General features: G+C 73.4%; 24 protein-coding genes. 16 read left to right on the top strand and 8 right to left on the bottom strand.

From position 1 onward, the window contains the following. Window positions 1–36: 36 nt before the first annotated feature. The 5 genes from ACIQVT_RS21580 to zapE form a co-directional block, all read right to left on the bottom strand. Complete coding sequence (locus tag ACIQVT_RS21580; protein ID WP_403756020.1) at window positions 37–924, bottom strand: slipin family protein; 888 nt, start codon at window positions 922–924, stop codon at window positions 37–39. Between the two features lie 109 nt (window positions 925–1,033). Continuing rightward, a complete protein-coding gene (locus ACIQVT_RS21575) occupies window positions 1,034–2,539 on the bottom strand; it encodes a SulP family inorganic anion transporter (RefSeq protein WP_403756018.1) in 1,506 nt (501 codons plus the stop codon). An 8-nt stretch (window positions 2,540–2,547) separates the two neighbouring features. Continuing rightward, on the bottom strand, window positions 2,548–3,126 hold the full coding sequence (locus tag ACIQVT_RS21570; protein ID WP_403756016.1) for a carbonic anhydrase: 579 nt from the start codon (window positions 3,124–3,126) through the stop codon (window positions 2,548–2,550). 84 nt (window positions 3,127–3,210) lie between these two features. Beyond that, window positions 3,211–3,606, bottom strand: coding sequence for a hypothetical protein (locus ACIQVT_RS21565; protein ID WP_403756013.1), 396 nt, complete (start codon window positions 3,604–3,606; stop codon window positions 3,211–3,213). 188 nt (window positions 3,607–3,794) lie between these two features. After that, window positions 3,795–4,895: a cell division protein ZapE gene (zapE, locus tag ACIQVT_RS21560; protein ID WP_403756010.1), complete on the bottom strand. Its 1,101-nt coding sequence runs from the start codon at window positions 4,893–4,895 to the stop codon at window positions 3,795–3,797. 37 nt (window positions 4,896–4,932) lie between these two features. Between zapE and ACIQVT_RS21555 the strand changes: the two genes are divergently transcribed. The 8 genes from ACIQVT_RS21555 to ACIQVT_RS21520 all read left to right on the top strand — a co-directional run bounded on the left by ACIQVT_RS21555 (window position 4,933) and on the right by ACIQVT_RS21520 (window position 12,044). Then, window positions 4,933–5,745: a pyrimidine reductase family protein gene (locus tag ACIQVT_RS21555; RefSeq protein ID WP_403756007.1), complete on the top strand. Its 813-nt coding sequence runs from the start codon at window positions 4,933–4,935 to the stop codon at window positions 5,743–5,745. 169 nt (window positions 5,746–5,914) lie between these two features. After that, window positions 5,915–6,388 (top strand): indole-3-glycerol phosphate synthase, encoded by a 474-nt coding sequence (locus tag ACIQVT_RS21550; RefSeq protein WP_403756004.1) that lies wholly within the window; start codon window positions 5,915–5,917, stop codon window positions 6,386–6,388. Between the two features lie 100 nt (window positions 6,389–6,488). After that, entirely contained in the window at window positions 6,489–7,880 is a 1,392-nt protein-coding gene (gene murC, locus ACIQVT_RS21545; RefSeq protein ID WP_403756001.1) for a UDP-N-acetylmuramate--L-alanine ligase, read from the top strand. A 16-nt stretch (window positions 7,881–7,896) separates the two neighbouring features. Continuing rightward, on the top strand, window positions 7,897–8,304 hold the full coding sequence (msrB, locus tag ACIQVT_RS21540; RefSeq protein ID WP_403755998.1) for a peptide-methionine (R)-S-oxide reductase MsrB: 408 nt from the start codon (window positions 7,897–7,899) through the stop codon (window positions 8,302–8,304). A 156-nt stretch (window positions 8,305–8,460) separates the two neighbouring features. Next, on the top strand, window positions 8,461–9,588 hold the full coding sequence (locus tag ACIQVT_RS21535) for an ABC transporter ATP-binding protein (protein WP_403755995.1): 1,128 nt from the start codon (window positions 8,461–8,463) through the stop codon (window positions 9,586–9,588). Beyond that, window positions 9,588–10,241 (top strand): ABC transporter permease, encoded by a 654-nt coding sequence (locus ACIQVT_RS21530; protein ID WP_403755992.1) that lies wholly within the window; start codon window positions 9,588–9,590, stop codon window positions 10,239–10,241. The genes ACIQVT_RS21535 and ACIQVT_RS21530 overlap by 1 nt, the downstream gene beginning before the upstream one ends. Beyond that, window positions 10,238–10,909 carry an ABC transporter permease gene (locus ACIQVT_RS21525; protein ID WP_403755989.1) on the top strand — a complete coding sequence of 224 codons (672 nt, stop codon included), beginning with the start codon at window positions 10,238–10,240 and terminating at the stop codon, window positions 10,907–10,909. Before ACIQVT_RS21530 ends, ACIQVT_RS21525 begins: the two co-directional genes overlap by 4 nt. Window positions 10,910–11,087: 178 nt before the next feature. Next, a complete protein-coding gene (locus ACIQVT_RS21520; protein ID WP_403755986.1) occupies window positions 11,088–12,044 on the top strand; it encodes an ABC transporter substrate-binding protein in 957 nt (318 codons plus the stop codon). A 107-nt stretch (window positions 12,045–12,151) separates the two neighbouring features. On the opposite strand, the gene ACIQVT_RS21515 is transcribed toward ACIQVT_RS21520, so the two are convergent. Both ACIQVT_RS21515 and ACIQVT_RS21510 read right to left on the bottom strand, forming a co-directional pair. Next, the gene (locus ACIQVT_RS21515) at window positions 12,152–12,604 is read right to left on the bottom strand and encodes a DUF6114 domain-containing protein (protein WP_403755983.1); all 453 of its coding nucleotides are present in this window, start codon (window positions 12,602–12,604) and stop codon (window positions 12,152–12,154) included. 5 nt (window positions 12,605–12,609) lie between these two features. Next, window positions 12,610–13,308: a DUF6230 family protein gene (locus ACIQVT_RS21510; protein ID WP_403755980.1), complete on the bottom strand. Its 699-nt coding sequence runs from the start codon at window positions 13,306–13,308 to the stop codon at window positions 12,610–12,612. 643 nt (window positions 13,309–13,951) lie between these two features. Between ACIQVT_RS21510 and ACIQVT_RS21505 the strand changes: the two genes are divergently transcribed. Continuing rightward, a complete protein-coding gene (locus ACIQVT_RS21505) occupies window positions 13,952–14,602 on the top strand; it encodes a Tat pathway signal sequence domain protein (RefSeq protein WP_403755978.1) in 651 nt (216 codons plus the stop codon). An 18-nt stretch (window positions 14,603–14,620) separates the two neighbouring features. On the opposite strand, the gene ACIQVT_RS21500 is transcribed toward ACIQVT_RS21505, so the two are convergent. Beyond that, window positions 14,621–15,550 (bottom strand): lytic polysaccharide monooxygenase, encoded by a 930-nt coding sequence (locus tag ACIQVT_RS21500; protein ID WP_403755975.1) that lies wholly within the window; start codon window positions 15,548–15,550, stop codon window positions 14,621–14,623. 309 nt (window positions 15,551–15,859) lie between these two features. On the opposite strand from ACIQVT_RS21500, the gene ACIQVT_RS21495 reads away from it, so the two are divergent. The 7 genes from ACIQVT_RS21495 (at window position 15,860) to ACIQVT_RS21465 (ending at window position 24,957) form a co-directional block, all read left to right on the top strand. Next, a complete protein-coding gene (locus ACIQVT_RS21495) occupies window positions 15,860–16,507 on the top strand; it encodes a ScbR family autoregulator-binding transcription factor (protein ID WP_403755972.1) in 648 nt (215 codons plus the stop codon). A gap of 22 nt (window positions 16,508–16,529) precedes the next feature. Then, the gene (locus tag ACIQVT_RS21490; RefSeq protein WP_403755969.1) at window positions 16,530–17,729 is read left to right on the top strand and encodes a damage-control phosphatase ARMT1 family protein; all 1,200 of its coding nucleotides are present in this window, start codon (window positions 16,530–16,532) and stop codon (window positions 17,727–17,729) included. A 185-nt stretch (window positions 17,730–17,914) separates the two neighbouring features. Continuing rightward, the gene (gene cyc2 / locus ACIQVT_RS21485; RefSeq protein WP_403755966.1) at window positions 17,915–20,077 is read left to right on the top strand and encodes a germacradienol/geosmin synthase Cyc2; all 2,163 of its coding nucleotides are present in this window, start codon (window positions 17,915–17,917) and stop codon (window positions 20,075–20,077) included. Between the two features lie 117 nt (window positions 20,078–20,194). Continuing rightward, window positions 20,195–22,069 (top strand): O-aminophenol oxidase PhsA, encoded by a 1,875-nt coding sequence (gene phsA, locus ACIQVT_RS21480; protein WP_403755963.1) that lies wholly within the window; start codon window positions 20,195–20,197, stop codon window positions 22,067–22,069. Between the two features lie 94 nt (window positions 22,070–22,163). After that, a complete protein-coding gene (locus ACIQVT_RS21475; protein ID WP_403755960.1) occupies window positions 22,164–22,724 on the top strand; it encodes a PDZ domain-containing protein in 561 nt (186 codons plus the stop codon). A gap of 122 nt (window positions 22,725–22,846) precedes the next feature. Further along, the gene (locus ACIQVT_RS21470) at window positions 22,847–23,974 is read left to right on the top strand and encodes an aminopeptidase P family protein (RefSeq protein WP_403755957.1); all 1,128 of its coding nucleotides are present in this window, start codon (window positions 22,847–22,849) and stop codon (window positions 23,972–23,974) included. Between the two features lie 47 nt (window positions 23,975–24,021). Further along, window positions 24,022–24,957 (top strand): aminoglycoside phosphotransferase family protein, encoded by a 936-nt coding sequence (locus tag ACIQVT_RS21465; RefSeq protein WP_403755954.1) that lies wholly within the window; start codon window positions 24,022–24,024, stop codon window positions 24,955–24,957. Window positions 24,958–24,962 lie beyond the last annotated feature (5 nt).

The raw sequence follows: 24,962 nt of genomic DNA, 5'->3' as shown, positions 1-24,962 counted from the left end.
TGGCGGGTCCTTTCCGTCGGGGGCGCGGCGCGGGCGCTATCCGGGGTGGGGTCCGCCGTCGGTGTGGGGCGCGGGCCCGGGTGGCACCGTCTCCGGGACCTGCTGCGGGGCCGTGTCCGGCAGCCGTTGCGGGGCCTGCTGCTGGGGCTGTTGCACGGGTTGCGGCTGGCCGGCCCGCTCCAGGAAGTGCAGCAGTTCCACCGGGATGGGCAGGACCAGCGTCGAGTTCTTCTCGGCCGCCACCGCCATCACCGTCTGGAGCAGCCGCAGCTGGAGCGCGGTCGGCGTCCCGGCCATCTGCTGGGCGGCCTCGGCGAGCTTCCGGGAGGCCTGGAGTTCGGCGTCGGCGTTGATGATGCGGGCCCGGCGCTCGCGGTCCGCCTCCGCCTGGCGGGCCATGGACCGCTTCATCGTGTCCGGCAGGGAGACGTCCTTGATCTCGACCCGGTCGACCTGGACGCCCCAGCCCACGGCCGGGCTGTCGATCATCAGCTCCAGGCCCTGGTTGAGCTTCTCGCGGTCGGCGAGCAGGTCGTCCAGCTCGCTCTTGCCGATGATCGACCGCAGGGAGGTCTGCGCCATCTGGGACACCGCGAACTTGTAGTCCTCGACCTTCACCAGGGCGCTCACCGCGTCGACCACCCGGAAGTAGACCACCGCGTCCACCCGGACGGTGACGTTGTCCCGGGTGATGCCCTCCTGGGCCGGGACCGGCAGCGTCACGATCTGCATGTTGACCTTCTGGAGCCGGTCCACGAAGGGGATGATCAGATTCAGACCCGGCGTCCGTACCTCACCGCCGACCTGGCCGAGCCGGAAGAGCACACCCCGCTCGTACTGTTTGACCACCCGCGCTGCCATCGCCAGGTAGACCAGTGCGGCGGCACACACCGCCAGCACGGCCACCACAACCACACCGACCATCGTGACCTCCTCGCCCCGAGGCGAGCCGGGTTTGTCCACTGTTGCCACGATAGGCCCGTAAGGCCGGGATGCCGAGAGGTTTCGGCGTCCCGGCCGCGGGGGCGGGCCGTCAGGCCGCCGTGACCAGCTTCACCGGCTCGGTGCCGGCCGCGCTGTGCCGTGCGGCCCAGTTCTCCAGGGCCGTGCGGCAGGCATGGTCCAGGTGGTGCAGCCCGGACAGGTCGAGCCGGACCGGACGGTCCTGGGGGAGCGACTCCAGGGTGTCCAGGATCTTCGGCAGCCGCAGGAAGGTCGCGTTGCCCGACAGGTGCCCCTCGACGGGGCCCGCGCCCGCGTCCGTGACCTCGAGCCGGATGTGCGAGGCCTCCCAGGCGGTCTTCACGATCGCCAGCGCCAGACCGATGAGCACGCCCTCGAACATGCTGACCGTCACGATGGAGACGGCCGTGACGGCCAGGACCACCGCCTCCCCGCGGTGCTCGCGCCACAGCCCGGCCAGCGCCCGGACCGGGATGAGCTTGGCGCCGGCGTGCACGAGGATGCCCGCGAGGGCCGGGATCGGGATGAGGGCGAGCACGCCCGGCAGCAGCGCCGCGAACAGCAGCAGCCACAGGCCGTGCAGCACCCGGGAGGCCTTCGTACGGGCTCCGGCCTGCACGTTGGCCGCGCTGCGCACGATCACCGCGGTCATCGGCAACGCGCCGAGCAGGCCGCACACCGCGTTGCCCGCGCCCTGGGCGAGCAGTTCCCGGTTGTACTGGGTGCGCGGCCCGGAGTGCAGCCGGTCCACGGCCGCCGCGCTGAACAGCGACTCGGCCGACGCGATGAGGGTGAAGGCGACCACCGTGCCCAGCAGCCCGAGGCCGGCCAGTCCGCCGAACGCGCTCAGCGGCGGCGGCTGGACCGAGTCGAGCAGGCCCCGCACCTCCACGGTCGCGACGGGCAGGTCCGTCACGGCCGCGGCCAGTGTGGCGAGCCCGACCGCGGCGAGCGGACCCGGCACCGCACGCACCTTCGCCGGGGCGTGTCTCCACAGCAGCAGCACCGCGACCGTGCCCGCGCACACCGCGAGCGAGGCCAGCGCCCGGCTGTCGCCGAAGGCGTCCACGAACGCGCCGGGCAGCCCGGCCATCTTGCCCAGGCCGGAGTCGGGGGCCTTCGCCGCCAGCGCCGGGTAGAGCTGCCCGGCGATGATCACCAGGCCGATGCCGGCCAGCATGCCCTCGACGACGGAGACCGAGATGGCGCGGAAGTAGCGGCCGAGGCGCAGCAGGCCCATGGCGATCTGGACCAGCCCGGCGCTGAGCACGATCACGCCGAGCGCCGGCAGCCCGAACTCCTCGACCGCCTCGAAGACGAGGACGGTCATGCCGGCCGCCGGGCCGGACACCTGGAGGCTGCTGCCGCGCATCATCCCGGTGACGAGGCCGCCGACGATGCCGGTGACCAGGCCGAGTTCGGCCGGGACACCGGAGGCGACGGCCACGCCGACGCACAGTGGCAACGCCACCAGGAAGACGACGAGCGAGGCCGCGAAGTCCTGCCGCAGGTGCGGGGGCCCGGGGATGCGGGAGAGCCGGGAAAGGCGGGATATGAGGGTGCGGTCGTCGGTCATCGGGGCGCTCACAGCGCTTCGAAGGTGTCGGTCCGCGGGCGGTGCGCCCGTACGGCGCCGGTGTGCACCTCGTAGTACCAGCCGTGCAGGCCGAGCCCGCCCTCGGCGAGCTTCCGCTCGACGCAGGGGTACGAGCGCAGTCGCAGCAACTGGGTCAGGACGTGACTCTGCACGCCCTCGGCGACCTCCGGGTCCTCGGCCGCGCCGGCCGGGCGCGGGGTGGCGTGCGCCAGCCAGTCCCGCACGGCCGGGACGGCGGTCAGGTCGTCGCCGCGCACCAGGGCGCCGACGGCCCCGCAGTGCGAGTGGCCGCAGACCACGATGTCTCGGACGCCGAGGACCTCCACGGCGTACTCGATGGTGGCCGCCTCGCCGGTGGGGTGCGCGGAGGCGTACGGCGGGACGATGTTGCCCGCGGTGCGCAGCTCGAACAGCTCGCCGGGGCGGGCGCCCGTGATCAGGGCCGGGACGACCCGGGAGTCGGAGCAGGTGATGAAGAGCACCTGCGGGGACTGTCCCTCGGCGAGTCCGGCGAACTCCTCAGGGCGCTGTCCGAACGTACGGGCGTTGTCGATGAGGGGCTGCATGATGTGGTCCTCCTGGCGCGCCTGCCTGGCGCGTCGGGCTCGAACAACGGTCGTGGGGGTGAGGTGGAGCGGTGGACCCGGCTCTCAGCAGCGGAAGACCTGGAGGGCTGCCGGGGTGTGCGCTCCGCGGGCTCCGGGTGCGTGGGGGTGCCGGCCGCCGGCGGGGGAGTGCGGGGCCGTGCCGGCCGTCCGGCCGGATATGAGGGGGTGTTCCTGCGCGGAGGACGAGGCCGGGCCACGGTGCCGGTGGGTCGGCTGCGGCAGCCCCACGGGCCGGCCCGGACGGTCCGGGGGGCGGACGGTCTCCGTGCCGTCGTACGCCGGTGGTACGGAGAGGCGGGTTCCGGTCTCGGTCGTGGCCAGTGCCTGACCGGCCGTGTGCGCGGATGCGAAGGTTCCGGCGGGGGCGAAGAGCTGGAACGCGAGCAGGGCGGCGCCGAGGAGGACGAGCAGGGTCCGGGCCGTCGTACCTCGGGACATGAGCCCCCCTCCGCCACGATCACGTCTCTTGTCCAGACCAAGTACTGGTCAATGGATGGTCAAGAAGCACGGTAGCCCGACGGAGGGCTTTGCAGGATTAACAGCGCGTTACACGCCCGAGAGAGCGTGAAAAACGCGGGTGACGTGGCGTGAACCCGACCCCGGCCACGGCCGTCCGGGGCCGCCGGTCAACCGCCGACCAGGCCCTTCGCGTCCCGGGCCAGCGCGGTGAGCCGGGATATCGCGCGGAAGTACTTCTTGCGGTAGCCGCCGTTCAGCATCTCCTCGCTGAACAGCCTGTCGAACGGCTGCCCCGAGGCGAGCACCGGGACCTCGCGGTCGTAGAGCCGGTCGGCGAGCACCACCAGCCGCAGCGCCGTCGACTGGTCCGGCACCGGCCGCACCCCGGTCAGGCAGACCGCGCGCACCCCGTCGGTCAGCGCGCCGTACCGGCTCGGGTGGACCCGCGCCAGGTGTTCCAGCAGGCCCGTGAAGTCGTCCAGCGAGGCGCCCTCGGTGGTGAAGGCGGCCTTGGTGACCTCTTCGTCGGAGAACGGCGCCGGCGCCTCGGGCAGGCCGCGGTGGCGGTAGTCCTCGCCGTCGATGCGCAGGGCGCGGAAGTGAGCCGACAGGCCCTGGATCTCGCGCAGGAAGTCGGCGGCGGCGAACCGCCCCTCGCCCAGCTTGCCCGGCAGCGTGTTGGAGGTGGCGGCGAGTGCCACCCCCGCCTCGACCAGCCTGCCGAGCAGCGTCGAGACGAGGACCGTGTCACCGGGGTCGTCCAGCTCGAACTCGTCGATGCACAGCAGGCTGTGCCCGGACAGCGTCTGCACGGTCTGCTGGAAACCCAGCGCGCCGACCAGGTTCGTCAGCTCCACGAAGGTGCCGAAGGCCTTGCGGGAGGCGTCGGCCGGAGCGGCGTGCCACAGCGAGGCCAGCAGATGCGTCTTGCCGACGCCGTAGCCGCCGTCCAGGTACACGCCGCGCGGGCCCGCCGGGGCCTTGGGCGCCCTGGACCGGCCGAGGCCGAACAGGCCACGCCGGCCGTTGCCCGCGGGCGCGGCGCCGAGCCCGGCCGCGAAGCCCTCCAGGACCCGGACGGCCTCGGTCTGGCTCGGCTGCCCGGGGTCCGGGATGTACGTGGCGAAGCGGACCGAGTCGAAGCGCGGGGGCGGCACCATCTCCGCGACCAGACGGTCGGCGGGAACGCGCGGCTCACGGGCGCACAGGGACACGGGGCCCGCGTCCGGCACGGGGCTGGATCCGGGGGCGGTGGAGGAGGACGACACAATCCTCCATGCTAAGCGCCGTGCCACACTGCACGACATGCGACGCCTGTTCCCTGTGACCGACGAAACAGCAGCCCAGGCCCCCGGCGCCGGGGCGCACGGCGCGCCCGCGGCCGCCGACCGCGAGTGGAGCCTCGCCGAGCTGGCCGCCGCCTACGCCTACCCGGAGCCCGCCCCGGGCGACCCGCGGCCCTGGCTGCGGGCCAACATGGTCTCCTCCCTGGACGGCGCCGCCCAGCACGAGGGCCGCTCGCAGCCCATCTCCGGCGCCACCGACATGCGCGTCTTCGGCACACTGCGGGCGCTCGCGGACGTCGTCCTGGTGGGCGCGGAGACGGTACGGCAGGAGGGGTACCGCCCGGCACGCGTGCGCGCGGAGTTCGCCGGCGCGCGCGAGGCGGCCGGACAGCACCCGGTCCCGGCGATCGCGATCGTCAGCGCGAGCCTGGAGCTGGACTTCACCCTGCCGCTGTTCACCTCGCCCCTGGTGCCCACGCTGGTGCTGACCGGGGCCGCGGCGGCCGCCGACCGGGTCACCGCCGCGGAGAAGGCCGGCGCCCGGGTGCTGGTCGCCGGGGAGGGCGCGGGCGTCGATCCCGCGCGCGCGGTGGGGGCCCTCGCGGAGCTGGGCCACACCCGGCTGCTGACCGAGGGCGGCCCCCGGCTCCTGGGGCAGCTGATCGCCGCCGGGGTGCTGGACGAGCTGTGCCTGACCGTGTCGCCGACGCTCACCGCGGGGGACGCGCAGCGCATCGCCGGGGGACCGGGGGTCGCCGTGCCGCGGCGGTTCGTCCTCGCGTCCCTGCTGGAGGAGGACGGCTTCCTGTTCGGCCGCTACCTTCGGCCCTGACACCGGCCCCCACGCCGGCGGAATGCACTCTTCCGACCGGTCCGGGGGGCAGACTCTGTCGGCAGTACCCGTGCGATCACGGGGAAGGATGGTTTCCGCAGGGGCCCTGCCCGGGTCCCGCAGGACAGCGGGCCCCGCGGGCCCTCGCAGGAGAATGAAGAGGCGCCTGGTGTTCACAAGCGTTCTGATGATCGAGAAGGCCCTGACCTCGGCCGACGTGGAGTTCGTCACCACCCTGCACGGGGACGAGGCCGTCTCCTTCCACGTGCTGCTCCAGCCTCGCGGCGACCAGGCGGACCGCCTGCTGCGGGCCATCGACGACATCGCGCTCGGCGAACTCGACGAGGCGGTGCGCGAGGGAGAGACCCCCGAGGGACAGGACGCGCGGAGCGTCGGGCAGCGGGCCCTGGACGTGTCGCTCCAGGCGCTGCGCTCGGCGGGCAGCACGGCACGGGGCCGGCTGGTCGAGGACCACCCGCTGGACGCGCTGAAGGACGTCGTGACCGAGGTGGACGCCGACGAGGTGATCGTGCTGACCGACCCGCACTACGTCGAGGAGTTCTTCCACCGGGACTGGGCCTCCCGGGCCCGGCACAAGGTGGGCGTGCCGGTGCTGAAGCTGTTCTCGCACAGCGAGGCGTAGCCGCGGCGGCACCCGGCCGGCCGCCTCCCCGCGCGGCGTCCGGTGCTCCAGCGCATAGGCTAGGCGTGCTCTGGCTCGTACCGTCTCTGGGGAGAAACGCATGGCACCCGGCCTTCCTGCCGCCATGGACCGACCGCACTTCATCGGCATCGGCGGCGCCGGGATGTCGGGCATCGCCAAGATCCTCGCGCAGCGCGGGGCGCGGGTGGCCGGCAGCGACGCCAAGGACTCGGCGACCGCGCGGGCCCTGCGGGAACTCGGCGTCACCGTGCACATCGGGCATGCCGCCGGGCACCTCGCGGACGACGCCAGCTGCGTCGTCGTGTCCTCGGCGATCCGCACGGACAACCCGGAGCTGGCCCGCGCCGCCGAGCTGGGCATCCCGGTGGTGCACCGCTCCGACGCCCTCGCCGCGCTGATGGAGGGGCTGCGTCCGATCGCGGTGGCCGGTACCCACGGCAAGACGACCACCACCTCGATGCTGGCGGTCTCCCTGACCGAGCTGGGCCTGCGGCCGTCGTACGCGATCGGCGGCGACCTGGACGCCCCCGGCTCCAACGCGCTGCACGGCGAGGGCGACATCTTCGTCGCCGAGGCCGACGAGTCGGACCGCAGCTTCCACAAGTACGCCCCCGAGGTCGCCATCGTCCTCAACGTGGAGCTGGACCACCACGCGAACTACGCGTCCATGGACGAGATCTACGAGTCGTTCGAGACGTTCGTGGACCGCGTCACCGACGGCGGCACCCTGGTGGTGTCCGCCGACCACGAGGGCGCCCGCGAACTGACCCGGCGTGTCCGGGAGCGCGCGGTGCGGGTCGTCACCTACGGCGAGGCCGAGGACGCCGACGTGCGCGTCCCGCGGATCGTCCCGCAGGGCCTGAAGAGCGAGGTCACCGCGGTCCTCGACGGTCGGGAGCTGACCTTCGTCGTCTCCGTGCCGGGCCGGCACTACGCCCTCAACGCCGTCGCCGCGCTCGCCGCCGGCGCCGCCCTGGGCATCCCGGCCGCCGAGCTGGCACCCGCCCTCGCCGCCTACACCGGCGTCAAGCGCCGCCTCCAGCTCAAGGGCGAGGCGGCCGGCGTGCAGGTGATCGACTCCTACGCGCACCACCCCACCGAGATGACCGCCGACCTGGAGGCCATGCGCGCCGCCGCCGGTGACGCCCGCATCCTCGTCGTCTTCCAGCCGCACCTGTTCTCCCGCACCCAGGAGCTGGGCAAGGAGATGGGGCAGGCGCTGGCCCTGGCCGACGCCTCGGTGGTCCTGGACATCTACCCGGCCCGGGAGGACCCGATCCCCGGCGTCACCAGCGCGCTGATCGTCGACGCCGCCCGCGCGGCCGGCGCCGACGTCACCCCCGTCGCCGACAGCGCGGAGATCCCGGCGCTGATCGCGGGAATGGCGAAGCCCGGTGATCTCGTTCTCACCATGGGCGCGGGTGACGTGACCGACCTGGGCCCGCTGATCCTGGACCGCCTGGCGCAGTGAGAGGGGCTGAGAACTGATGTCGTACGACGTCGAGAAGCCGGACGAGCAGTGGCGCGCGGAGCTGAACCCGGCCGAGTACGCCGTCCTGCGCCAGGCCGGCACCGAGCCGGCCTTCACCGGTGAGTACACGGACACCACGACCGAGGGCGTGTACTCCTGCCGGGCGTGCGGCGCCGAGCTGTTCACCTCGGGGACCAAGTTCGCGTCGCACTGCGGCTGGCCGTCCTTCTACGACCCGAAGGACACCGACGCCGTGGAGCTGGTCCAGGACCGCTCCCACGGCATGGTCCGCACCGAGGTGCGGTGCGCCCGCTGCGGTTCCCACCTCGGGCACGTCTTCGAGGGCGAGGGGTATCCGACCCCGACCGACCAGCGGTACTGCATCAACTCCGTCTCCCTGCGGCTGAGCCCCGACGAGGGCTGACCCGGCCGGCGTGCCCGGCGGCCGGGGAACGCCGGCCGCCGCGCCGCCGGACCCCGGCGGCGCGCGCCGTCTAGACTCAACGCCCGTCGGCCCGCGCGGCGAACCACGTGGCGGAAGCGGGCGGAAACCGGCCAAATCCGAAGGGTGCCCGGCGTTTTGATACGGATCGAGTCAGTCACGAAGCGGTACCCGGACGGCACGGTCGCGGTCGACCGGCTCTCGCTGGAGATACCCGACCGCGCCATCACCGTCCTCGTCGGACCCTCCGGCTGCGGCAAGACCACGACCCTGCGGATGATCAACCGGATGGTGGAGCCCAGCGAGGGCAGCATCCTCCTCGACGGGCAGGACGTCCGGCGGCAGCCGGTCAACACCCTGCGCCGTTCCATGGGCTACGTCATCCAGAATGCCGGCCTCTTCCAGCACCGCACCATCCTCGACAACATCGCCACCGTGCCCCGCCTGCTGGGCTGGGGCAAGCACAAGGCCCGGGCCCGGGCCGCCGAGCTGATGGAGCGGGTGGGACTCGACCCCGCCCTGGCCCGGCGGTACCCGTACCAGCTCTCCGGCGGCCAGCAGCAGCGCGTCGGCGTGGCCCGCGCCCTCGCCGCCGACCCGCCGGTCCTGCTGATGGACGAGCCGTTCTCCGCCGTCGACCCCATCGTCCGCAAGGGCCTCCAGGACGAGCTGCTGCGCATCCAGCAGGAACTGGCCAAGACCATCGTCTTCGTCACCCACGACATCGACGAGGCGATCAAGCTGGGCACCAAGGTCGCCGTGCTGCGCACCGGCGGCCGGCTCGCCCAGTTCGCGCCGCCCGCCGAACTGCTCAGCGCGCCCGCCGACTCCTTCGTGGAGGACTTCCTCGGCGCCGACCGCGGCATCCGCCGGCTGTCCTTCTTCCCGTCCGCCTCGCTCGCCCTGGAGACCGCGCCCGTCGTCCCCGTCGACGCGGACGCCGGGCAGCTCGCCGCCCGGGCCGCGGCCCCCTGGCTCCTCGTCACCGACGCCGACGGCAGGCCGCTCGGCTGGAGCGAGCCGGCCCGGCTGACCGCCGGCTCCGTGGACGTCGACCGGCTCCTGCCCTACGGCCGGCCGTTCGTGCCGGGCACCGACTCGCTGCGCGCCGCGCTCGACGGCGCCGTCCTCTCCCCGACCGGCTGGGCGGTCGCGGTGGACGGCGAGGGACACGCCGTCGGTGTCGTCTCCCAGCAGGCCATCGGCGAGGCGATCCGCGCCGCCCACGACCGCGCGGCCGAGCACGCCGAGGTGAACGCCGGGTGATGAACGGCTTCTTCGACCTGCCCAGCGACCTCCAGCACAGCTATCTCGGCCTCGTCGGACTGCACCTGCGCGAGGCCCTGCTGCCGGTGCTGGCCGGACTGCTCGTCTCGCTGCCGGTGGCCCAGGTGTGCGTACGGTTCCGCTGGACGTACCCGCCGGTCCTCGGCGTCACCACCGTCCTCTACGCCATTCCGTCGCTGGCCTTCTTCGTCGTGCTCATCGACTACTTCGGGCAGAGCGAGACGACGGTGATGGTCCCGCTCGCCCTCTACAGCCTGGTCGTGCTGGTCCCGGCCATCGTCGACGGTGTCCGCTCGGTGCCGCCGGAGACCCTGGCCGCCGCGCAGGCCATGGGCTTCGGAGCCGTACGGCGCTACTTCCAGATCCAGCTGCCCATCGCCGTGCCCGCGATCATCGCCGGCCTCCGGGTGGCGACCGTCTCCAGCATCTCCTTGGTCAGCGTCGGCATGCTCATCGGCAACCAGGGCGCCCTCGGCAACATGCTCTACGACGCCCAGACCTACCACCGCCCCGCCCTCGCCGTGAACTCGGTCCTGACCATCGCCGTGCTGGGCATCCTCGCCGATGGCGTGCTGGTGCTCCTGCGGCTCCTCCTGACGCCCTGGATGCCGCGGAAGGGGGCCACCCGGTGAACATCCTGGACTACGCGCACTCCTTCTTCGGCGTCGGCGCCCACTGGCACGGCTACGACGGCATCCCCACCCGGTTCGCCGAGCACCTCAGGTACTCGCTGGAGGCGCTGCTGATCGCCGCCGCGATCGGGCTGCCCGTCGGCCTGCTCACCGGCCACACCGGGCGCGGCGGCAACGCGCTGGCCCTGCTCGCCACCGCCGGCCGCGCGCTGCCCAGCTTCGGCCTGCTGGTGCTGATGTTCCTCTGGATCGGCTTCGGCCTGCTGCCGGTGATGATCCCGCTGGTGGTGCTCGCCGTACCGCCGATCCTGGTCACCGCCTACGAGGCGGTCCGCTCGGTCGACCCGTCGCCGGTGGACGCGGCCCGCGGCATGGGGATGTCCGAGTCCCGTGTGCTGCTCCAGGTCGAACTGCCGGTCGCGCTGCCGCTGGTGCTCAGCGGGCTGCGCACGGCGGCCATCCAGATCGTCTCGACCGCCACCATCGCCGCCTACGTCAGCCTCGGCGGGCTGGGCCGGTACATCATCGACGGCCTCTACCAGCGGAACTACGACAAGGTCGTCGGCGGTGCCACCCTGGTCGCCGGGCTGGCCCTCGCGACCCTCGGCCTGTTCTGGGCGGTGGCCCGGCTGACGGTGTCCCCGGGTGTACGCCGCAGCGGCGGCTGACGACCGTACCCCGTACCCCGCACCCTCACCCGGCCCCCGAGGCCCCCGGAGCCGGGGCGGCGCGGGGGCCGTCGGCGACCCCGCGCGGCTCCGGCGCGCGCCGCCCCGTCACGGATCGACGCCAATCGGTGATCGGAAGGACTTGACTGACCGAGAACCGGCTGGCTTGGATCGACAGGTGACTGACACGACCCACTTCAGCAGGTTCATCCGGAAGAACCGAGGCGCGGCGGTGGTCGCCCTCACGGCGGCGACGGCTCTGCTGGCGGGCTGTTCCTCCGGCGACAAGGGCGGTAACCCCCTCGACGACACGGCGAGCGGCGGCGACAGCGTCGTCGTCGGCTCCAACAACTTCCCCGAGAGCACCCTGCTCGCCGACATCTACGGCGAGGCCCTCAGGGCCAAGGGCTTCAGCATCACGTACAAGCCGAACATCGGCAGCCGGGAGACCACCTACGGGCTGCTCAAGAACGGCGCCGTGACCGTGCTGCCCGAGTACAACGGCGCGCTGCTGGCCTACCTCGACCAGAAGGCCGCGCCGAAGACGGCCGGCGGGACGACGGACGCCATCAACGCCAAGCTGGACCCGAAGCTGACGCTGCTCGACCCGGCGCCGGCCCAGAACAAGGACTCGGTGACCGTCAACCCGGCCACCGCCGCCAAGTACCACCTCACCGGCAAGTCGTCCGTCGCCGACCTGAAGGGCATCGCGAAGGACCTGGTCATCGGCGGCTCGCCGGAGTTCCAGACCCGGCAGCAGGGACTGGTGGGACTGAAGTCCGTCTACGGCCTGGAGTTCAAGTCCTTCAAGGCGCTGGACGCCGGCGGCCCGCTCACGCAGGCGGCGCTGGAGAAGGGCGACGTGCAGGTCGCGGACCTGTTCACCACCGACCCGAACATCTCCAAGGAGAAGTTCGTCGTCCTCCAGGACCCGAAGAACCTCTTCGGGTTCGAGAACGTCCAGCCGCTCGTCCACAAGAAGACCCTGTCGCAGAAGGGCGTCGACGCGCTCAACGCGGTCTCGGCCAAGCTCGACACCGCGACCCTGCTGGACCTGGACACGCAGGCGCAGGTGCAGAAGAAGGACCCGCTGGACGTCGCCAAGGCCTGGCTCAAGTCCGCCGGTCTCGCCTGAGACCCACCGCCGGCCACACCCGTGGCCGGTGACGACACGGGGGCCCCGGAGCATCGGGGCCCCCGCCTCGTCCCCGGGGCGCCTGAGCCCTGGGGACGCACAGCCCGTCAGGTCGTGCTTTCCGCGCCCTCGGGCGCGGGCGCCCGGGCCGCCGCCCGCGCCTTCCTGCGGCGCGCCCGGCGGCCGACGCGGGGCTGCTGGTCGGGGAGCCAGCCGAAGGCCAGGCAGCTGCCGGTGGCGCCGAGGAGGAGGCCGACGAAGAAGCCGCCGAGGTTGGAGGTGAGCCAGGTGCCCAGCGACAGCAGGATGCCGGTGATCGAGTAGAACAGGCGCTGGGAGGGGTTGAAGAGGATCAGCAGGCCCAGCAGCACCATCAGCCCGGGCAGCAGGTAGCCCGCCAGGCCCTGCATGCCGATGTGCAGGACGACCTTCAGCGAGGCCTTCTCGGTGAGCAGGATCTCGCCTCCGCCCAGGGCGAGGAGCAGTCCGCCCCAGAACGGCCGGCGGGCCCGCCACCCGCGGAAGGCGGACCCCGGTCGACGTCGTGGACGGTGGGACACGGCGGTCAGCAACCCGAGTCGCTGAAGCTCAGCTTCAGACCCGGCAGCTTGAACACACCCGCCGTGGTCGCGTAGTTGGTCTGCCGCAGGTTGGCGATCCGCACGGTGTCGGCCTGCTGGCTGAAGACCCCGATCGGGCCCTTCACCCCGGCCTTGGTCAGCGTGCTGGCGTCATTGCCGATCTCGATGTTGCGGAACGCGGCGTCACCCGAGAGCTCGGTGGAGTCGGTGGTCAGGTCGCGTGCGGAGACCTTCTCCTTCCCACTGCCCGCCTTGATCAGCAGGTTGGTGCCGCCGAGGTCGACGCTCTGGCACAGCTTGGTCAGCGTGGCCTTCTTGATCGCCGAGGTGATGACGAGCACCTGGCCGCCGCTGTCCCCGGCGTTGGGGCTGCCGTCCGCCATGTTGTCGAGCGTGCCGAACTGTTCGAAGCCGGTGCCCTTCAGCTCGGTCGCGGTGACCGTGAACGGCATGCCGGAGATGGCGAACTGCACGCCGAGCGCGCCTTGTGCGGTGAGGACGGCGAGGCCGGCGGCGACCAGCGTGGCGGGTACGGCCATCACCGCCGCCCGGCGGGCCCGGACGCGGCCCCGCCGTTCACCGCCGGTGGCGGTCCCGGCGTCGTGCGCGATGTCGGAGGGTGAACCGCTTCCGTGGTTCTCGGAGGTGTTGCCGTCGGACGGAACGTCCGGGGACGAGGCCATAACTGCTCCCATGGGCACGGATCAATGCGATGCGGGCTTCAGTGGCGCGGTGTCCTGGCGCGGACAAGAGGGGCGACCGCGTACGCCTCCTCGCACTCCCGGTGGGCGCAAGGGCTTTCTGGTTACGCGGCAGTAGCCTTTCGAGGAAGTTACCGCCGGTTACATTGAAGGGTCAAGGGAGATGTGAAAAAAGGGTGCCGGATGTGCGCGGGCCGCCTCCGCCTGGCACAACTCGGCCCGTAGGTCTTGACGTTGACGATCCATCAGGTCTACAACTTCCCCTGTTTCCACGGATCCGTGGCGCCGGATCCGGCAAGCGGCACCAGCCGTGTCCCGGCGCGGTGTCCAGCGCGTCCGCCCCGCGGCGCAAGGCCGCGTTCCCGGCCCTGTCACGGCACCCGATCCACGCACAGCGCGGCTCCGCCACGGTCGTCCCCCCTGTGGTCCCGTGTCGGCCGCCCCCCTTTCGCCGGCGCGGCCGGAGGTCCTCCCCCGAGGCCTCCGGCCGCGTCCGGTCCGCCGCCGTCGCCGGTCCGTCGTGTACGGAGAAGGCACAACGGCCCCGCGTCGGCGGCACCCCGGCACCGCCCCACCCCCCACCTCACCCCCAGCTGTCCCCCCACCCAGGAAGAGAGGCACTCGCATGCGCAAGCGCTCCCTCCTCGCCCTCGCCGGCACCGCCACCGCACTCGCCCTCGCGGCGGCCACGCCGGCCTCCGCGGCCGGCGCGGTGCTCACCACCGGCAGCGCCGGCGGCACCGCGGTCGCGGTCGGCGACACCCTCACGGCGCCACTGGCCTCCGGCACGTCGGCGACGTTCTACTCCAGCGCGACCGGCACCAGCGGCGTCAAGTGCACGGGGTCCCAGTTCACCGCCAAGGTCACCGGCAACCCGACCGCCCCCGGCACGGCCACCGAGTCCGTCACCGCGCACACCTTCGACAGCTCGACGTGCACCAGCAACGTCACCGGCGTGCTCGGGGTCAACGGCATCACGATCGACAACCTGCCCTACGCGGCGACGGTCGCCTCGGACGGCACCCTCTCCGTCACGCCCCCGAGCGGCTCCGTCATCCAGGCCACGGTCAAGCTGCGCACCCTGCTGGGCAGCGTCACCTGCGTCTACCGGGCGCCCGGCCTGACCGGCAAGGCCGGCAACGCCGACAGCAGCATCACCTTCACCAACCAGCAGTTCACGAAGTTCTCCGGCTCGTCGCTCTGCTTCGCCAACGGCTTCTTCACGGCGAAGTACGCGCCCGTCACCGACGGGGGCGTCCGGGTCTACGTCAACTAAGTCTCCGTAGACCCCCGTTCAGCGTCGCCGCAGCCACAGGGCGAGGGCGGCGCCCCCGGTGAGCACCAGCACCGCGGCGGCGCCGCCCGCCAGCAGCGGCGCCGAGACCCCCGAGCCGTCGCGGGTGACGTCCACCACCGGCGACCCGTCGCCCGCGGCGGCCTCGGGACGCCCGTCCGCCCGCCCGGGCACGGCGGCCGGGCTCGCCGGTGCCCCGCCCGCCGTCCGCGCCGGGCGGGGGCGCGACGGCGTCGCGGCCGTCGCCGCCGGTGTCGCCCCCGTGGCCGCGCCGGCGGCTTTCCCGCGCCCCGGGAACACCACGTCGGAACACGAGTAGTACGTGTCCGGCGTGCTGCTGTTCTGCCAGACCGTGTACAGCAGCTGACGCCCCGTCCGGTCCGCCGGCAGCTTCGCGCCGATGTGGTAGGCGCCGTCGCGCAACGGCGGGTCGGTGACCTCGGCGAAGGGCCGCTCCGGCAGGTCCGACCAGGTCAGCGGCTTCGCCGGGTCGTAGCCCGGCAGGGTCAGGTAGAGCCGGAACGTTCCGGTGTGCGCGATGGTCGAGGCGTACGTCAGCGTCAGCCGGGCCCCCGGCTCCAGCCGTGTCGCCGGCCAGTCCGGCCGGGCCAGGTCCAGCCCCCGGTACGCCGGCAGGCCGCCGCTGCACAGCCGGCCGTCCGGTATCACCCGCCGGTCCCGGCCCCCCACCCCCGCCACGCGCAGGTCGTCCCACGCGGTGAACGACGCGCCGTTCGCCGCGACGGCGGCCCGGCAGGCCGCCGACCGGGCGGCGGCACCGCCCTCGGGGGAGCACGCGTAGACCCGGCTGACCGGATCCGTCGGGGCGCCGTGCGCGAACGCCGGCCCCGCCGCCCACGGCAGGAGGAGGAGCGGGGCCGCCACGGCGGCGGCCACCCCGGCACTCGGGCGGACGGTCGTCCGGGTCATCGGGACCTCTCCTCGGCAGGCGCGGGAACGGGGGCTGTGGCCTCCTGTACGGCGCCGGCGCCCGGCCCGTTCACCCGGACCCGTGGAGGGGCCGTCGACGGGCCGTCAGCGGGCCGGGAGCGGGCGGGAGCGCCGACCGCTCCCGCTGTTCCGCGCCCGCCCGGCGTTCCCGCCGGGAAGTGCGCCACCGGCTCCCGTCCGCCGGCCGGGACGCCGGAATCCCGTTGCCGTTCGGTGAGTTATCGTATGCAAGGGGTTAAAAACAAACCGCATGTCCTGTTCGTTTCCCGTGCGAGGAGGGGTCCCACGATGGCAAGGCAGTTACGCGCCGAGCAGACCCGGGCAACCATCATCACGGCCGCCGCCGACCTGTTCGACCGGCAGGGCTACGAGACCACCAGCCTCAGCGACATCGTCGCACACGCGAAGGTCACCAAGGGCGCCCTGTACTTCCACTTCGCCGCCAAGGAGGACCTGGCCCAGGCCATCCTGGAACTCCAGTCCCGGGCCGCGCAGCGGGTCGTCGCCGACGTCGAGAGCCGCGGCTGCTCCTCCCTGGAGTCCCTGATGCGCACCACGTTCGGCATCGCCCGGCTCGCCGTGGAGGACCCGGTGCCGCGCGCCGGACTCCGGCTCGCCACCGCCGACATCGCCGTACGGCCGCCGCTGCGGCACCCGTTCACCGAGTGGCTGGAGTACGCCACCCGCAAGTTCGGCGGAGCGGTGCGGGAGGCCGACGTGCACGGCGAGCTCGACGTCGGCGCCGTCGCCCACTCCCTCGTCTGCTTCTTCATCGGCACCCGGGTCGCCGGCCGCTCCCTCGAACCCGTCGGACGGCTCCCGCGCCGCGTCGCCGAGATGTGGCACCTGATGATCCGGGGCCTCGTCCCCGTGCACCGCCGCCCCCGCTACGTCACCCTCGCCACCCAGCTGGAGCGGGAGACCAGAGCCGCCTGACCCGGGCGGTACGGTGACGGACATGCCCGACACCCCCCTCGCACCCCTGATCCGCGGCGACGAACCCGGCACCTTCCCGCACAGCGTGCTGGCCGAGCGGCACCCCGCGATCATCCGGCAGGTGCGGGACGCCTTCCCCTACGGCCCCGCGCAGCACACCGCGCTCGACGAACTGCTGAGGAACTGCGCCGAGGGCACGATCGAGCCGTTGCCCGCCGACGCGCCGGACCGGGAACTCTGGCACGCCTGGGGCCTGCCCGAGCACATCGGCCGGTCCTGGTACGAGATCCCCTGGCTGTGGGCCGAGAGCTACTTCTACCGCCGGCTGCTCGACGCCGTCGGCTACACCGGCCCGGGCGCCTGGCGGGGCATCGACCCCTTCCGCCCCTTCAAGCGCGCCGAACTCGACGCTCCCGAGACCGACGCGGAACTGGCCGCCGCGGACGGCCTGCGGGACCTGCCCGAGCGGGAGCGGGCGCGCGCCCTGCTGCACGGCTCGCTGTGGGGCAACCGCGCCGACCTCGGCTTCCGGCTCTCCGCCGCGGACGCCGGGTCCCGGCAGCCGGTCCCCGCGCTCGTCGCCGACGACAGCGAGACGCTGTGGTCGCTGCTGCCGCCGACCGGAGCCGGCACCCTGGTCCTCGTCGCGGACAACGCCGGCCGCGAACTCCTGCCCGACCTCCTGCTGATCGCCCACCTCCTCACCGAGGGCCGGGCCGCGCGGGCCGTCCTGCACGTCAAGCCGCACCCCTACTACGTCTCCGACGCCACCACCGCCGACGTGGTCGACGCCCTGGACCGGCTGCGTACGGCCCCCGGCGCGGCGGCCGGGTACGGGCGCGTCCTGTGGTCCGCCATGGCCGACGGCCGCCTCACCGTCCGCGCCCACCCCTTCTCCTGCGCCCCGCTGCCGTACGCCGACATGCCCGAGGACCTGCGCGCCGAGTTCGCGGCGGCGACCCTGACCGTCTTCAAGGGCGACCTCAACTACCGCCGCCTGGTGGGCGACCGGCGCCGGCCGCCCACCACGCCCTTCCGGGAGGCGACCGCGTACTTCCCCGGTCCGGTCGCCGCGCTGCGCACCCTGAAGTCCGAGGTGATCACCGGGCTGACCGCCGCCACCGAGGCCGCGCTGGTGGCCGCCGAGGGGCAGAGCTGGCGGACGAGCGGAACCCACGCGCTCATCCAGGCCGACCCGTCGGGCGGCGCACGGCGGCCGTGACCCGACGCCACCACCGCCACCGCCACCGACGCCGCCGGCACCGCGCGGCCCCGGCGCGGGCACGGGCGGCCACCCACGGGACCACTCCGCGCGCGGAATTCCGCGTTTCCCGGGTGGTTCACGCGATGGTGTGATCATGTGCGGCCGGGTGGATGCGCCTGCGGGGGCGCGGGTAGGGCCCGGCCATGACGCAGCCGTTTCAACTTCCGCGCTTCTACATGCCGTACCCCGCGCGCCTCAACCCGCACCTGGACGAGGCCCGCGCCCACTCGACCGGGTGGGCGCGGGAGATGGGCATGCTGGAGGGCTCCGGGATCTGGCAGCAGGCCGACCTGGAGGCGCACGACTACGGGCTCCTGTGCGCCTACACCCACCCCGACTGCGACGGCCCCGCGCTCTCGCTGATCACCGACTGGTACGTGTGGGTGTTCTTCTTCGACGACCACTTCCTGGACATGTTCAAGCGCACCCCGGACCGCGCCGCCGGAAAGGCCCACCTGGGCCGCCTGCCGCTGTTCATGCCGCTCGACCTCACCACCCCCGTGCCCGAGCCGGAGAACCCGGTCGAGGCGGGCCTGAAGGACCTGTGGGCGCGCACGGTGCCGTCGATGTCCGCGGACTGGCGGCGCCGCTTCGCCGTCGCCACCGAGCACCTGCTCAACGAGTCGATGTGGGAGCTGTCCAACATCGACGAGGGGCGGATCGCCAACCCCGTCGAGTACATCGAGATGCGCCGCAAGGTCGGCGGCGCCCCCTGGTCGTCCGGGCTGGTCGAGTACGCGACCGCCGAGGTGCCCGCCGCCGTCGCCGGCACCCGGCCCCTGCGCGTCCTGATGGAGACGTTCTCCGACGCCGTGCACCTGCGCAACGACCTCTTCTCCTACCAGCGCGAGGTCGAGGACGAGGGCGAGAACAGCAACGGCGTCCTCGTCCTGGAGAGGTTCTTCGGCTGCACCACCCAGGAGGCCGCCGACACCGTCAACGACGTCCTCACCTCCCGGCTGCACCAGTTCGAGCACACCGCGCTGACCGAGGTCCCCGCCGTCGCCCTGGAGAAGGGGCTCACCCCCGGCGAACTCGCCGCGGTCGCCGCCTACACCAAGGGACTCCAGGACTGGCAGTCCGGCGGCCACGAGTGGCACATGCGCTCCAGCCGCTACATGAACCAGGGCGCCCGCGTGACGTCGCCCTGGCAGGTCCCGGCCGGCCCCGGCACCTCGGCCGCCGACATCGGCGCCCTGCTCGTCACCGCCGCCCGGGAACGCCTGCGCGCCCACCGCCACGTGCCCTTCCAGAAGGTCGGCCCGTCCGTCGTCCCTGACCTGTACATGCCCTTCCAGGTGCGACTCAGCCCCCACCTGGACCGCTCCCGGTCGCACCTCGTGGAGTGGTGCGACCGCATGGGCATCCTCCAGGAGGGCGTCTGGGACCTGGACAAGCTCGGCGCCTACGACCTCGCGCTGTGCTCCGCCGGCCTGGACCCGGACGCCACGCCCGAGGCCCTCGACCTCAGCGCGCAGTGGCTGGCCTTCGGCACCTACGGCGACGACTACTACCCGCTGGTCTACGGCCACCGCCGGGACGTCGCCGCGGCCCGGCTGACCACCGCCCGGCTCTCCTCGTGCATGCCCGTCGACGACGAGCCGGTCCCGGCCCCCGCCAACGCCATGGAACGGTCCCTGACCGACCTGTGGGCCCGTACGACGGCCGGGATGACCGCCGATCAACGGCGCACCCTGCGGACCGCCGTGGACAAGATGACCGAGAGCTGGGTCTGGGAGGTGACCAACCAGCTGTACAACCGCGTCCCCGACCCCGTCGACTACCTGGAGATGCGCCGCTCCACGTTCGGCTCGGACCTCACCCTGAGCCTGTGCCGGATGGGCCACGGCCCCGCCATCCCCCCGGAGGTGTACGCCAGCGGCCCGGTGCGCTCCCTGGAGAACGCGGCCATCGACTACGCCTGCCTGCTCAACGACGTCTTCTCCTACCAGAAGGAGATCGAGTACGAGGGCGAGATCCACAACGCGATCCTCGTCGTGCAGAACTTCTTCGGCGTGGACTACCCGACCGGACTCCGTGTCGTCCACGACCTGATGACCCAGCGCATGCACCAGTTCCAGCACGTCATCGCACACGAACTGCCCATCCTGTACGACGACTTCGACCTGTCGCCCGAGGCACGGGCCACCATGGACGGCTACGTCCTCGACCTGGAGAACTGGCTGGCCGGCATCCTCCACTGGCACCGGGAGGTCGACCGGTACAAGGCCGAGTGGCTCGGCGGTCGCGTCCACGGCTTCCTGCCCGACCGCGCCCCCGCCGTGCCCGCCCTTCCCCGCGGCTGACCGGCGCCGAATCTTCTCGTACGGAATCGGGCATTCAGGGAACTTCGGGGCGCCCCGGGGAGTCTTGTGGAGCAAGGGGAGCGACGAACCACAGAACTCACACGGGGGTGTCCGATCTTGACCGAGATCATCGAAAGGCCCGTCGCGGCGACCACGCACGAGCAGGCGCCGCGAGCGGCCGAACTCACGCCGTACATGGCGCCGTTACCGGTCCCGCCGGTCCTGCGGCCCGCGGCGGACGACGTGCTGCGGGAGACCGAGATCGCCCTGCGCCCGGCCTGGGTGCGCCTGCACCCGCAGCTGCCGCCCACGCTGATGTGGGGGTACGACGGCCACGTCCCGGGCCCGACCATCGAGGTCCGGCGCGGACAGCGGGTCCGCATCGCCTGGACCAACCGCATACCGAAGGACAGCGAGTACCCGGTCACCTCGGTGGAGGTGAAGCTGCGCACGGACGGCCGCCCGCAGGCCACCACCGAGCCCGGGCGGGACGGCGTCGAACCCGACAAGGACGTCGCCGCCCTGCCCGCCTGGTCGGTGACCCACCTGCACGGCGCGCAGACCGGCGGCGGCAACGACGGCTGGGCGGACAACGCCGTCGGCCACGGCGACGCCCAGCTGTCGGAGTACCCGAACGACCACCAGGCGGTGCAGTGGTGGTACCACGACCACGCCATGAACATCACCCGGTGGAACGTGATGGCGGGCCTCTACGGCACCTACCTCGTCCGCGACGACGAGGAGGACGCCCTCCACCTGCCCTCCGGCGAGCGGGAGATGCCCCTGCTCATCGCCGACCGCAACCTCGACACCGATGAGGACGGGCGCCTCAACGGGCGCCTGCTGCACAAGACACTGATCGTCCAGGAGAAGAACCCGGAGACCGGGAAGGCGGTCTCCGTGCCCTTCACCGGCCCGTACACCACGGTCAACGGCCGCATCTGGCCCTACGCCGACGTGGACCCCGCCTGGTACCGCTTCCGGCTGGTCAACGCGTCCAACGCGCGCATCTTCGACCTGGTCCTGATCGACGAGGACGGCGAGCCGGTGCCGGGGACCGTGCACCAGATCGGCAGTGACGGCGGCCTGCTGCCGCGTCCGGTCCCGGTCGACTTCGACGAGGACCTGCCCACGCTGACCGCCGCACCGGCCGAACGCTTCGACCTGTTGGTCGACTTCCGCGCGTTCGCCGGCCGGACCCTGCGCCTGGTGAACAAGGGCGGCAACCAGCCGGCCGGCGTGCCCGACCCCGCCGGGGACGTGCCGTTCCCGGCCGTGCTGGAGTTCCGCGTCCGGGAGGACTGCGGAGAGGACACCTTCGAACTGCCCGAGGTGCTCTCCGGTTCCTTCCGCCGCCTCAGCCACGACATCCCGCACGGCCACCGCCTGGTGCTGCTCACCCCGCCCACCACCAAGGGCGCCGGCGGCCACCCGGAGATCTGGGAGATGACCGAGGTCACCGACACCGCCGGCCTGCGGCTCCCGGCCGACGGCATCGTCCAGCTCACCGGCCCGGACGGCACCACGAAGACGTACCGGCGCACCTCCCGGACGTTCAACGACGGACTCGGCTTCACCGTCGCCGAGGGCAGCTACGAGCAGTGGAGCTTCCTCAACCTCGCGGCCATCGTGCACCCCATGCACATCCACCTGGCCGACTTCCAGCTGCTGGGCCGCGACGCCTACGACGTCTCGGGCTTCGACCCGGCGGTGGGCGGCACCCGCACCCCGATCCGGTACGACACGGGCCGGACGATCCCGCTCGCGCCCAACGAGCGGGGTCACAAGGACGTCTTCCGGGTGCCGGGCGACCAGATGGTGCGGGTCATGGGCCGCTTCGACGGCGCGTACGGGCGGTTCATGTACCACTGCCACCTGCTGGAGCACGAGGACATGGGCATGATGCGGCCCTTCGTCGTCATGCCGCCCGAGGCGCTGAAGTTCGACCACGGCGGTGCCCACGGCGGCCACGGCGGCGGTCACACGGGCTGAGGCCGCCCGCCACCACCCTCCGGTCAGTCTCACCCGTTCGTGTCTCGTCACGGCCCGGTGGCGCGGGTAGAGCACCACCGGAGGCGAACGAACCATGGAACAGAGCGCATTGCGTCCCAAGCCGATGCCGGGCCGGGGCAGGAGGACGGGCGGCACGCCCGGCACCGCCGTCCGCCCGCACGCCGCGCGCCGGCGCCGACGGCGGCTGCGGCCCCTGCTGGGCCTCGGCGCCGGCGTCCTGCTGGTGCTGACCGGTGCCGGCCTCGGCGCGTTCGGCGCCACGGTCACCGGGACGGGCGGGACCGCCGCACCGGCGGCCCGGACCAGGCCGCACGTCCCCCCGGTCACGGCCGCCCCCGCGGCCGGCCGGGGCCCGGCCCCCGCACCGGGCGCGGCGTCCCTCGGCGTGGAGGCCGCGGACGCCCGGGAAGCGGGCGCCACGGTGGTGGGCGTGCACGTGCCCGGCCCCGGCTACGCGGCCGGCCTGATCCGCGGGGACGTCGTGCTCCGGTTCGGCACGGCCCGCGTCGACACCGCCGCCGACCTCGCCCGGGCGGTCGTCCGCGCCCGCCCCGGCAAGCCGGTGCTCCTCACCGTGCGCCACGCCGGCGGCGGCCACCAGCGGCTGACGGTGGTCCCCGCGGTCGTGACCTGACCGGGCCCACCCGTCGCACCCCGCGGCACACCGGTTCCCGTGACCGGCTCGCGTGGCGCCGTCCGGGCGGGCAGGATGCTCCCCGAGACGCCCCGCCCGCCCCGCCCGTCCCGGAGGCCCGGATGACCGGTACCACGCCCGCGCCCTTCACCGCCGCCGACCACGCGGCCCGCAGGGAACGAGCCGTGCGCTCCGCCGCCGACGCCGGCCTCGCGGGGCTGCTCGTCGCCCCAGGACCGGACATGGTGTGGCTCACCGGCTACACGCCCACCGCCGTCACCGAACGGCTGACGGTGCTGGTCCTCACCCCGGGCCGGGACCCCGTGCTCGTGGTGCCCACCCTGGAGGCCCCGGACGCCGAGCACGCGGTCGGCGGAGCCACGGTGACCCTGCGGGACTGGACCGACGGCGCGGACCCCTACGCCGTCACCGCCGCCCTCCTCGACGGCACCGGGCGCTTCGGCATCAGCGACAACACCTGGGCGATGCACCTGCTCGGCTTCCAGCGGGCGCTCCCCGGCACCTCCTACGCCTCCCTCACCGAGGCCCTGCCGATGCTGCGCGCCGTCAAGGACGCCGCCGAGGTGGAACTGCTGGCCGCCGCCGGCGCGGCCGCCGACGCGACGTTCGAGGAGATCCGCCGGGTGCGCTTCGCGGGGCGCCGCGAGTCGGACGTCGGCCGGGACCTGGCCGACCTGCTGCGCCGTTTCGGTCATTCCCAGGTCGACTTCACCATCGTCGGCTCCGGCCCCAACGGCGCCGACCCGCACCACGAGGTGGGCGACCGCGTCATCCGCGGCGGCGACATGGTCGTCCTCGACTTCGGCGGCCTGAAGGACGGCTACGGCTCCGACACCACCCGCACGGTGCACGTCGGCGAGCCGACCGAGGAGGAGCGCCGGGTCCACGACGTCGTGCGCGCCGCCCAGGAGGCCGGCTTCCGGGCGGTGCGCCCGGGCGCGGCCTGCCAGGACGTCGACCGCGCCGCCCGCGCGGTGATCACCGACGCGGGGTACGGCGCCCGCTTCATCCACCGCACGGGACACGGCATCGGCGTCACCACCCACGAACCGCCGTACATGATCGAGGGTGAGGAACAGCCCCTGGTGCCCGGCATGTGCTTCTCCGTGGAGCCCGGCGTCTACCTGCCCGGCCGCTTCGGGGTGCGCATCGAGGACATCGTCACGGTCACCGGGGACGGCGGTCGCCGCCTCAACAACACCACGCGTGAGATGGTCATGGTGGACTGAGAGCACTGGAGAGACCCCGACCCCACCGGAACGGCGACGTGCGATCCATGACCCAGGCACCGACACCCACCGCGGACACCGTCCGCCGACTGGTCCGCTCGCTGCTCGAGGAGGGCGGTGACGGCACCGGGGGACCCGAGGTGCGGCCCGTGTCCGAGGAGCGGGCGCACACCTGGTGGGTCGGCGCCCGGCACGTGCTGCGGCTCGCACCCGACCGGGAGGCCTCCCTGCGCCGCCGCCGGGAACTGCGCGTGCGCGAGCTGGTCCGGCCGCACCTGCCCGTCGCCGTCCCGGTGAGCGTCGCGCACGGCGACTGGGCGCCCGGCCTCGCCTACACCCTGGACACCAGGCTGCCCGGCGGCACGGCCGACGAGCACGACGTCTCCGCCGTCGGCGAGGCCGACCTCGCCGGACTGCTCGGCGGGCTGCGCGCGGTGCCCGTGCGCCCGGCGGAGGCGCAGGGGGTGCCGCGGGCCGCGCCACGCTCGCTGGAGGCGCTGCGCCGGATGGCCGTGCACGCGGCCGGACGACTCGCCGCGGCCGACGAGTTCGACGCCGCCCGGCTGCGCCAGCTCACCCCGGCCGGCGCCGCCCAGCTCGCCGCGCAGGCCGGCACCGCCGTCCTCACCCACCACGGGCTGACCGGCGCGCACGTGCTGGTCAGCGCCGACGGCCGGGTGCGCGGCGTCCTGGACTGGACCGCGGCCACCGTGGGCGACCCCGCCGAGGACATCGCCGGGCTGGCCCTCGCCGTGGGCTCCCCGGCCGCCGTCCGCGCCGCCACCCTGGCCGGTTACGGCGCCCGCCCCTGCCTGCGCGGCCTGTGGCTGGCCCGCTGCGACACCGTCCTGCGCCTCACCGGACGCCTGGAGGGCCGCACCGGCGGCTCCCTGTCCTTGCTGCGGGTCCAGCTGGCGCGCGTCTGGGAGCCGATCCTGCTGGAGCGGGTGACGGACCTCCAGGAGGACGGGCCGGAGCCCTGAGGGAG

It is taken from the genome of Streptomyces sp. NPDC100445 (assembly GCF_044759735.1).
Classification (GTDB): domain Bacteria; phylum Actinomycetota; class Actinomycetes; order Streptomycetales; family Streptomycetaceae; genus Streptomyces.
Note: the sequence above shows the minus strand (reverse complement) of the source record. Positions and strands in the feature narration are given on the sequence as shown.

What these genes read in the sequence shown, in the direction of transcription:
- ACIQVT_RS21580 (WP_403756020.1), bottom strand. Translation starts at nt 924, where the DNA reads ATGGTCGGTGTGGTTGTGGTGGCCGTGCTGGCGGTGTGTGCCGCCGCA.
- ACIQVT_RS21575 (WP_403756018.1), bottom strand. Translation starts at nt 2,539, where the DNA reads ATGACCGACGACCGCACCCTCATATCCCGCCTTTCCCGGCTCTCCCGC.
- ACIQVT_RS21570 (WP_403756016.1), bottom strand. Translation starts at nt 3,126, where the DNA reads ATGCAGCCCCTCATCGACAACGCCCGTACGTTCGGACAGCGCCCTGAG.
- ACIQVT_RS21565 (WP_403756013.1), bottom strand. Translation starts at nt 3,606, where the DNA reads ATGTCCCGAGGTACGACGGCCCGGACCCTGCTCGTCCTCCTCGGCGCC.
- ACIQVT_RS21555 (WP_403756007.1), top strand. Translation starts at nt 4,933, where the DNA reads ATGCGACGCCTGTTCCCTGTGACCGACGAAACAGCAGCCCAGGCCCCC.
- murC (WP_403756001.1), top strand. Translation starts at nt 6,489, where the DNA reads ATGGCACCCGGCCTTCCTGCCGCCATGGACCGACCGCACTTCATCGGC.
- msrB (WP_403755998.1), top strand. Translation starts at nt 7,897, where the DNA reads ATGTCGTACGACGTCGAGAAGCCGGACGAGCAGTGGCGCGCGGAGCTG.
- ACIQVT_RS21530 (WP_403755992.1), top strand. Translation starts at nt 9,588, where the DNA reads ATGAACGGCTTCTTCGACCTGCCCAGCGACCTCCAGCACAGCTATCTC.
- ACIQVT_RS21510 (WP_403755980.1), bottom strand. Translation starts at nt 13,308, where the DNA reads ATGGCCTCGTCCCCGGACGTTCCGTCCGACGGCAACACCTCCGAGAAC.
- ACIQVT_RS21505 (WP_403755978.1), top strand. Translation starts at nt 13,952, where the DNA reads ATGCGCAAGCGCTCCCTCCTCGCCCTCGCCGGCACCGCCACCGCACTC.
- ACIQVT_RS21500 (WP_403755975.1), bottom strand. Translation starts at nt 15,550, where the DNA reads ATGACCCGGACGACCGTCCGCCCGAGTGCCGGGGTGGCCGCCGCCGTG.
- ACIQVT_RS21495 (WP_403755972.1), top strand. Translation starts at nt 15,860, where the DNA reads ATGGCAAGGCAGTTACGCGCCGAGCAGACCCGGGCAACCATCATCACG.
- ACIQVT_RS21490 (WP_403755969.1), top strand. Translation starts at nt 16,530, where the DNA reads ATGCCCGACACCCCCCTCGCACCCCTGATCCGCGGCGACGAACCCGGC.
- cyc2 (WP_403755966.1), top strand. Translation starts at nt 17,915, where the DNA reads ATGACGCAGCCGTTTCAACTTCCGCGCTTCTACATGCCGTACCCCGCG.
- ACIQVT_RS21475 (WP_403755960.1), top strand. Translation starts at nt 22,164, where the DNA reads ATGGAACAGAGCGCATTGCGTCCCAAGCCGATGCCGGGCCGGGGCAGG.
- ACIQVT_RS21470 (WP_403755957.1), top strand. Translation starts at nt 22,847, where the DNA reads ATGACCGGTACCACGCCCGCGCCCTTCACCGCCGCCGACCACGCGGCC.
- ACIQVT_RS21465 (WP_403755954.1), top strand. Translation starts at nt 24,022, where the DNA reads ATGACCCAGGCACCGACACCCACCGCGGACACCGTCCGCCGACTGGTC.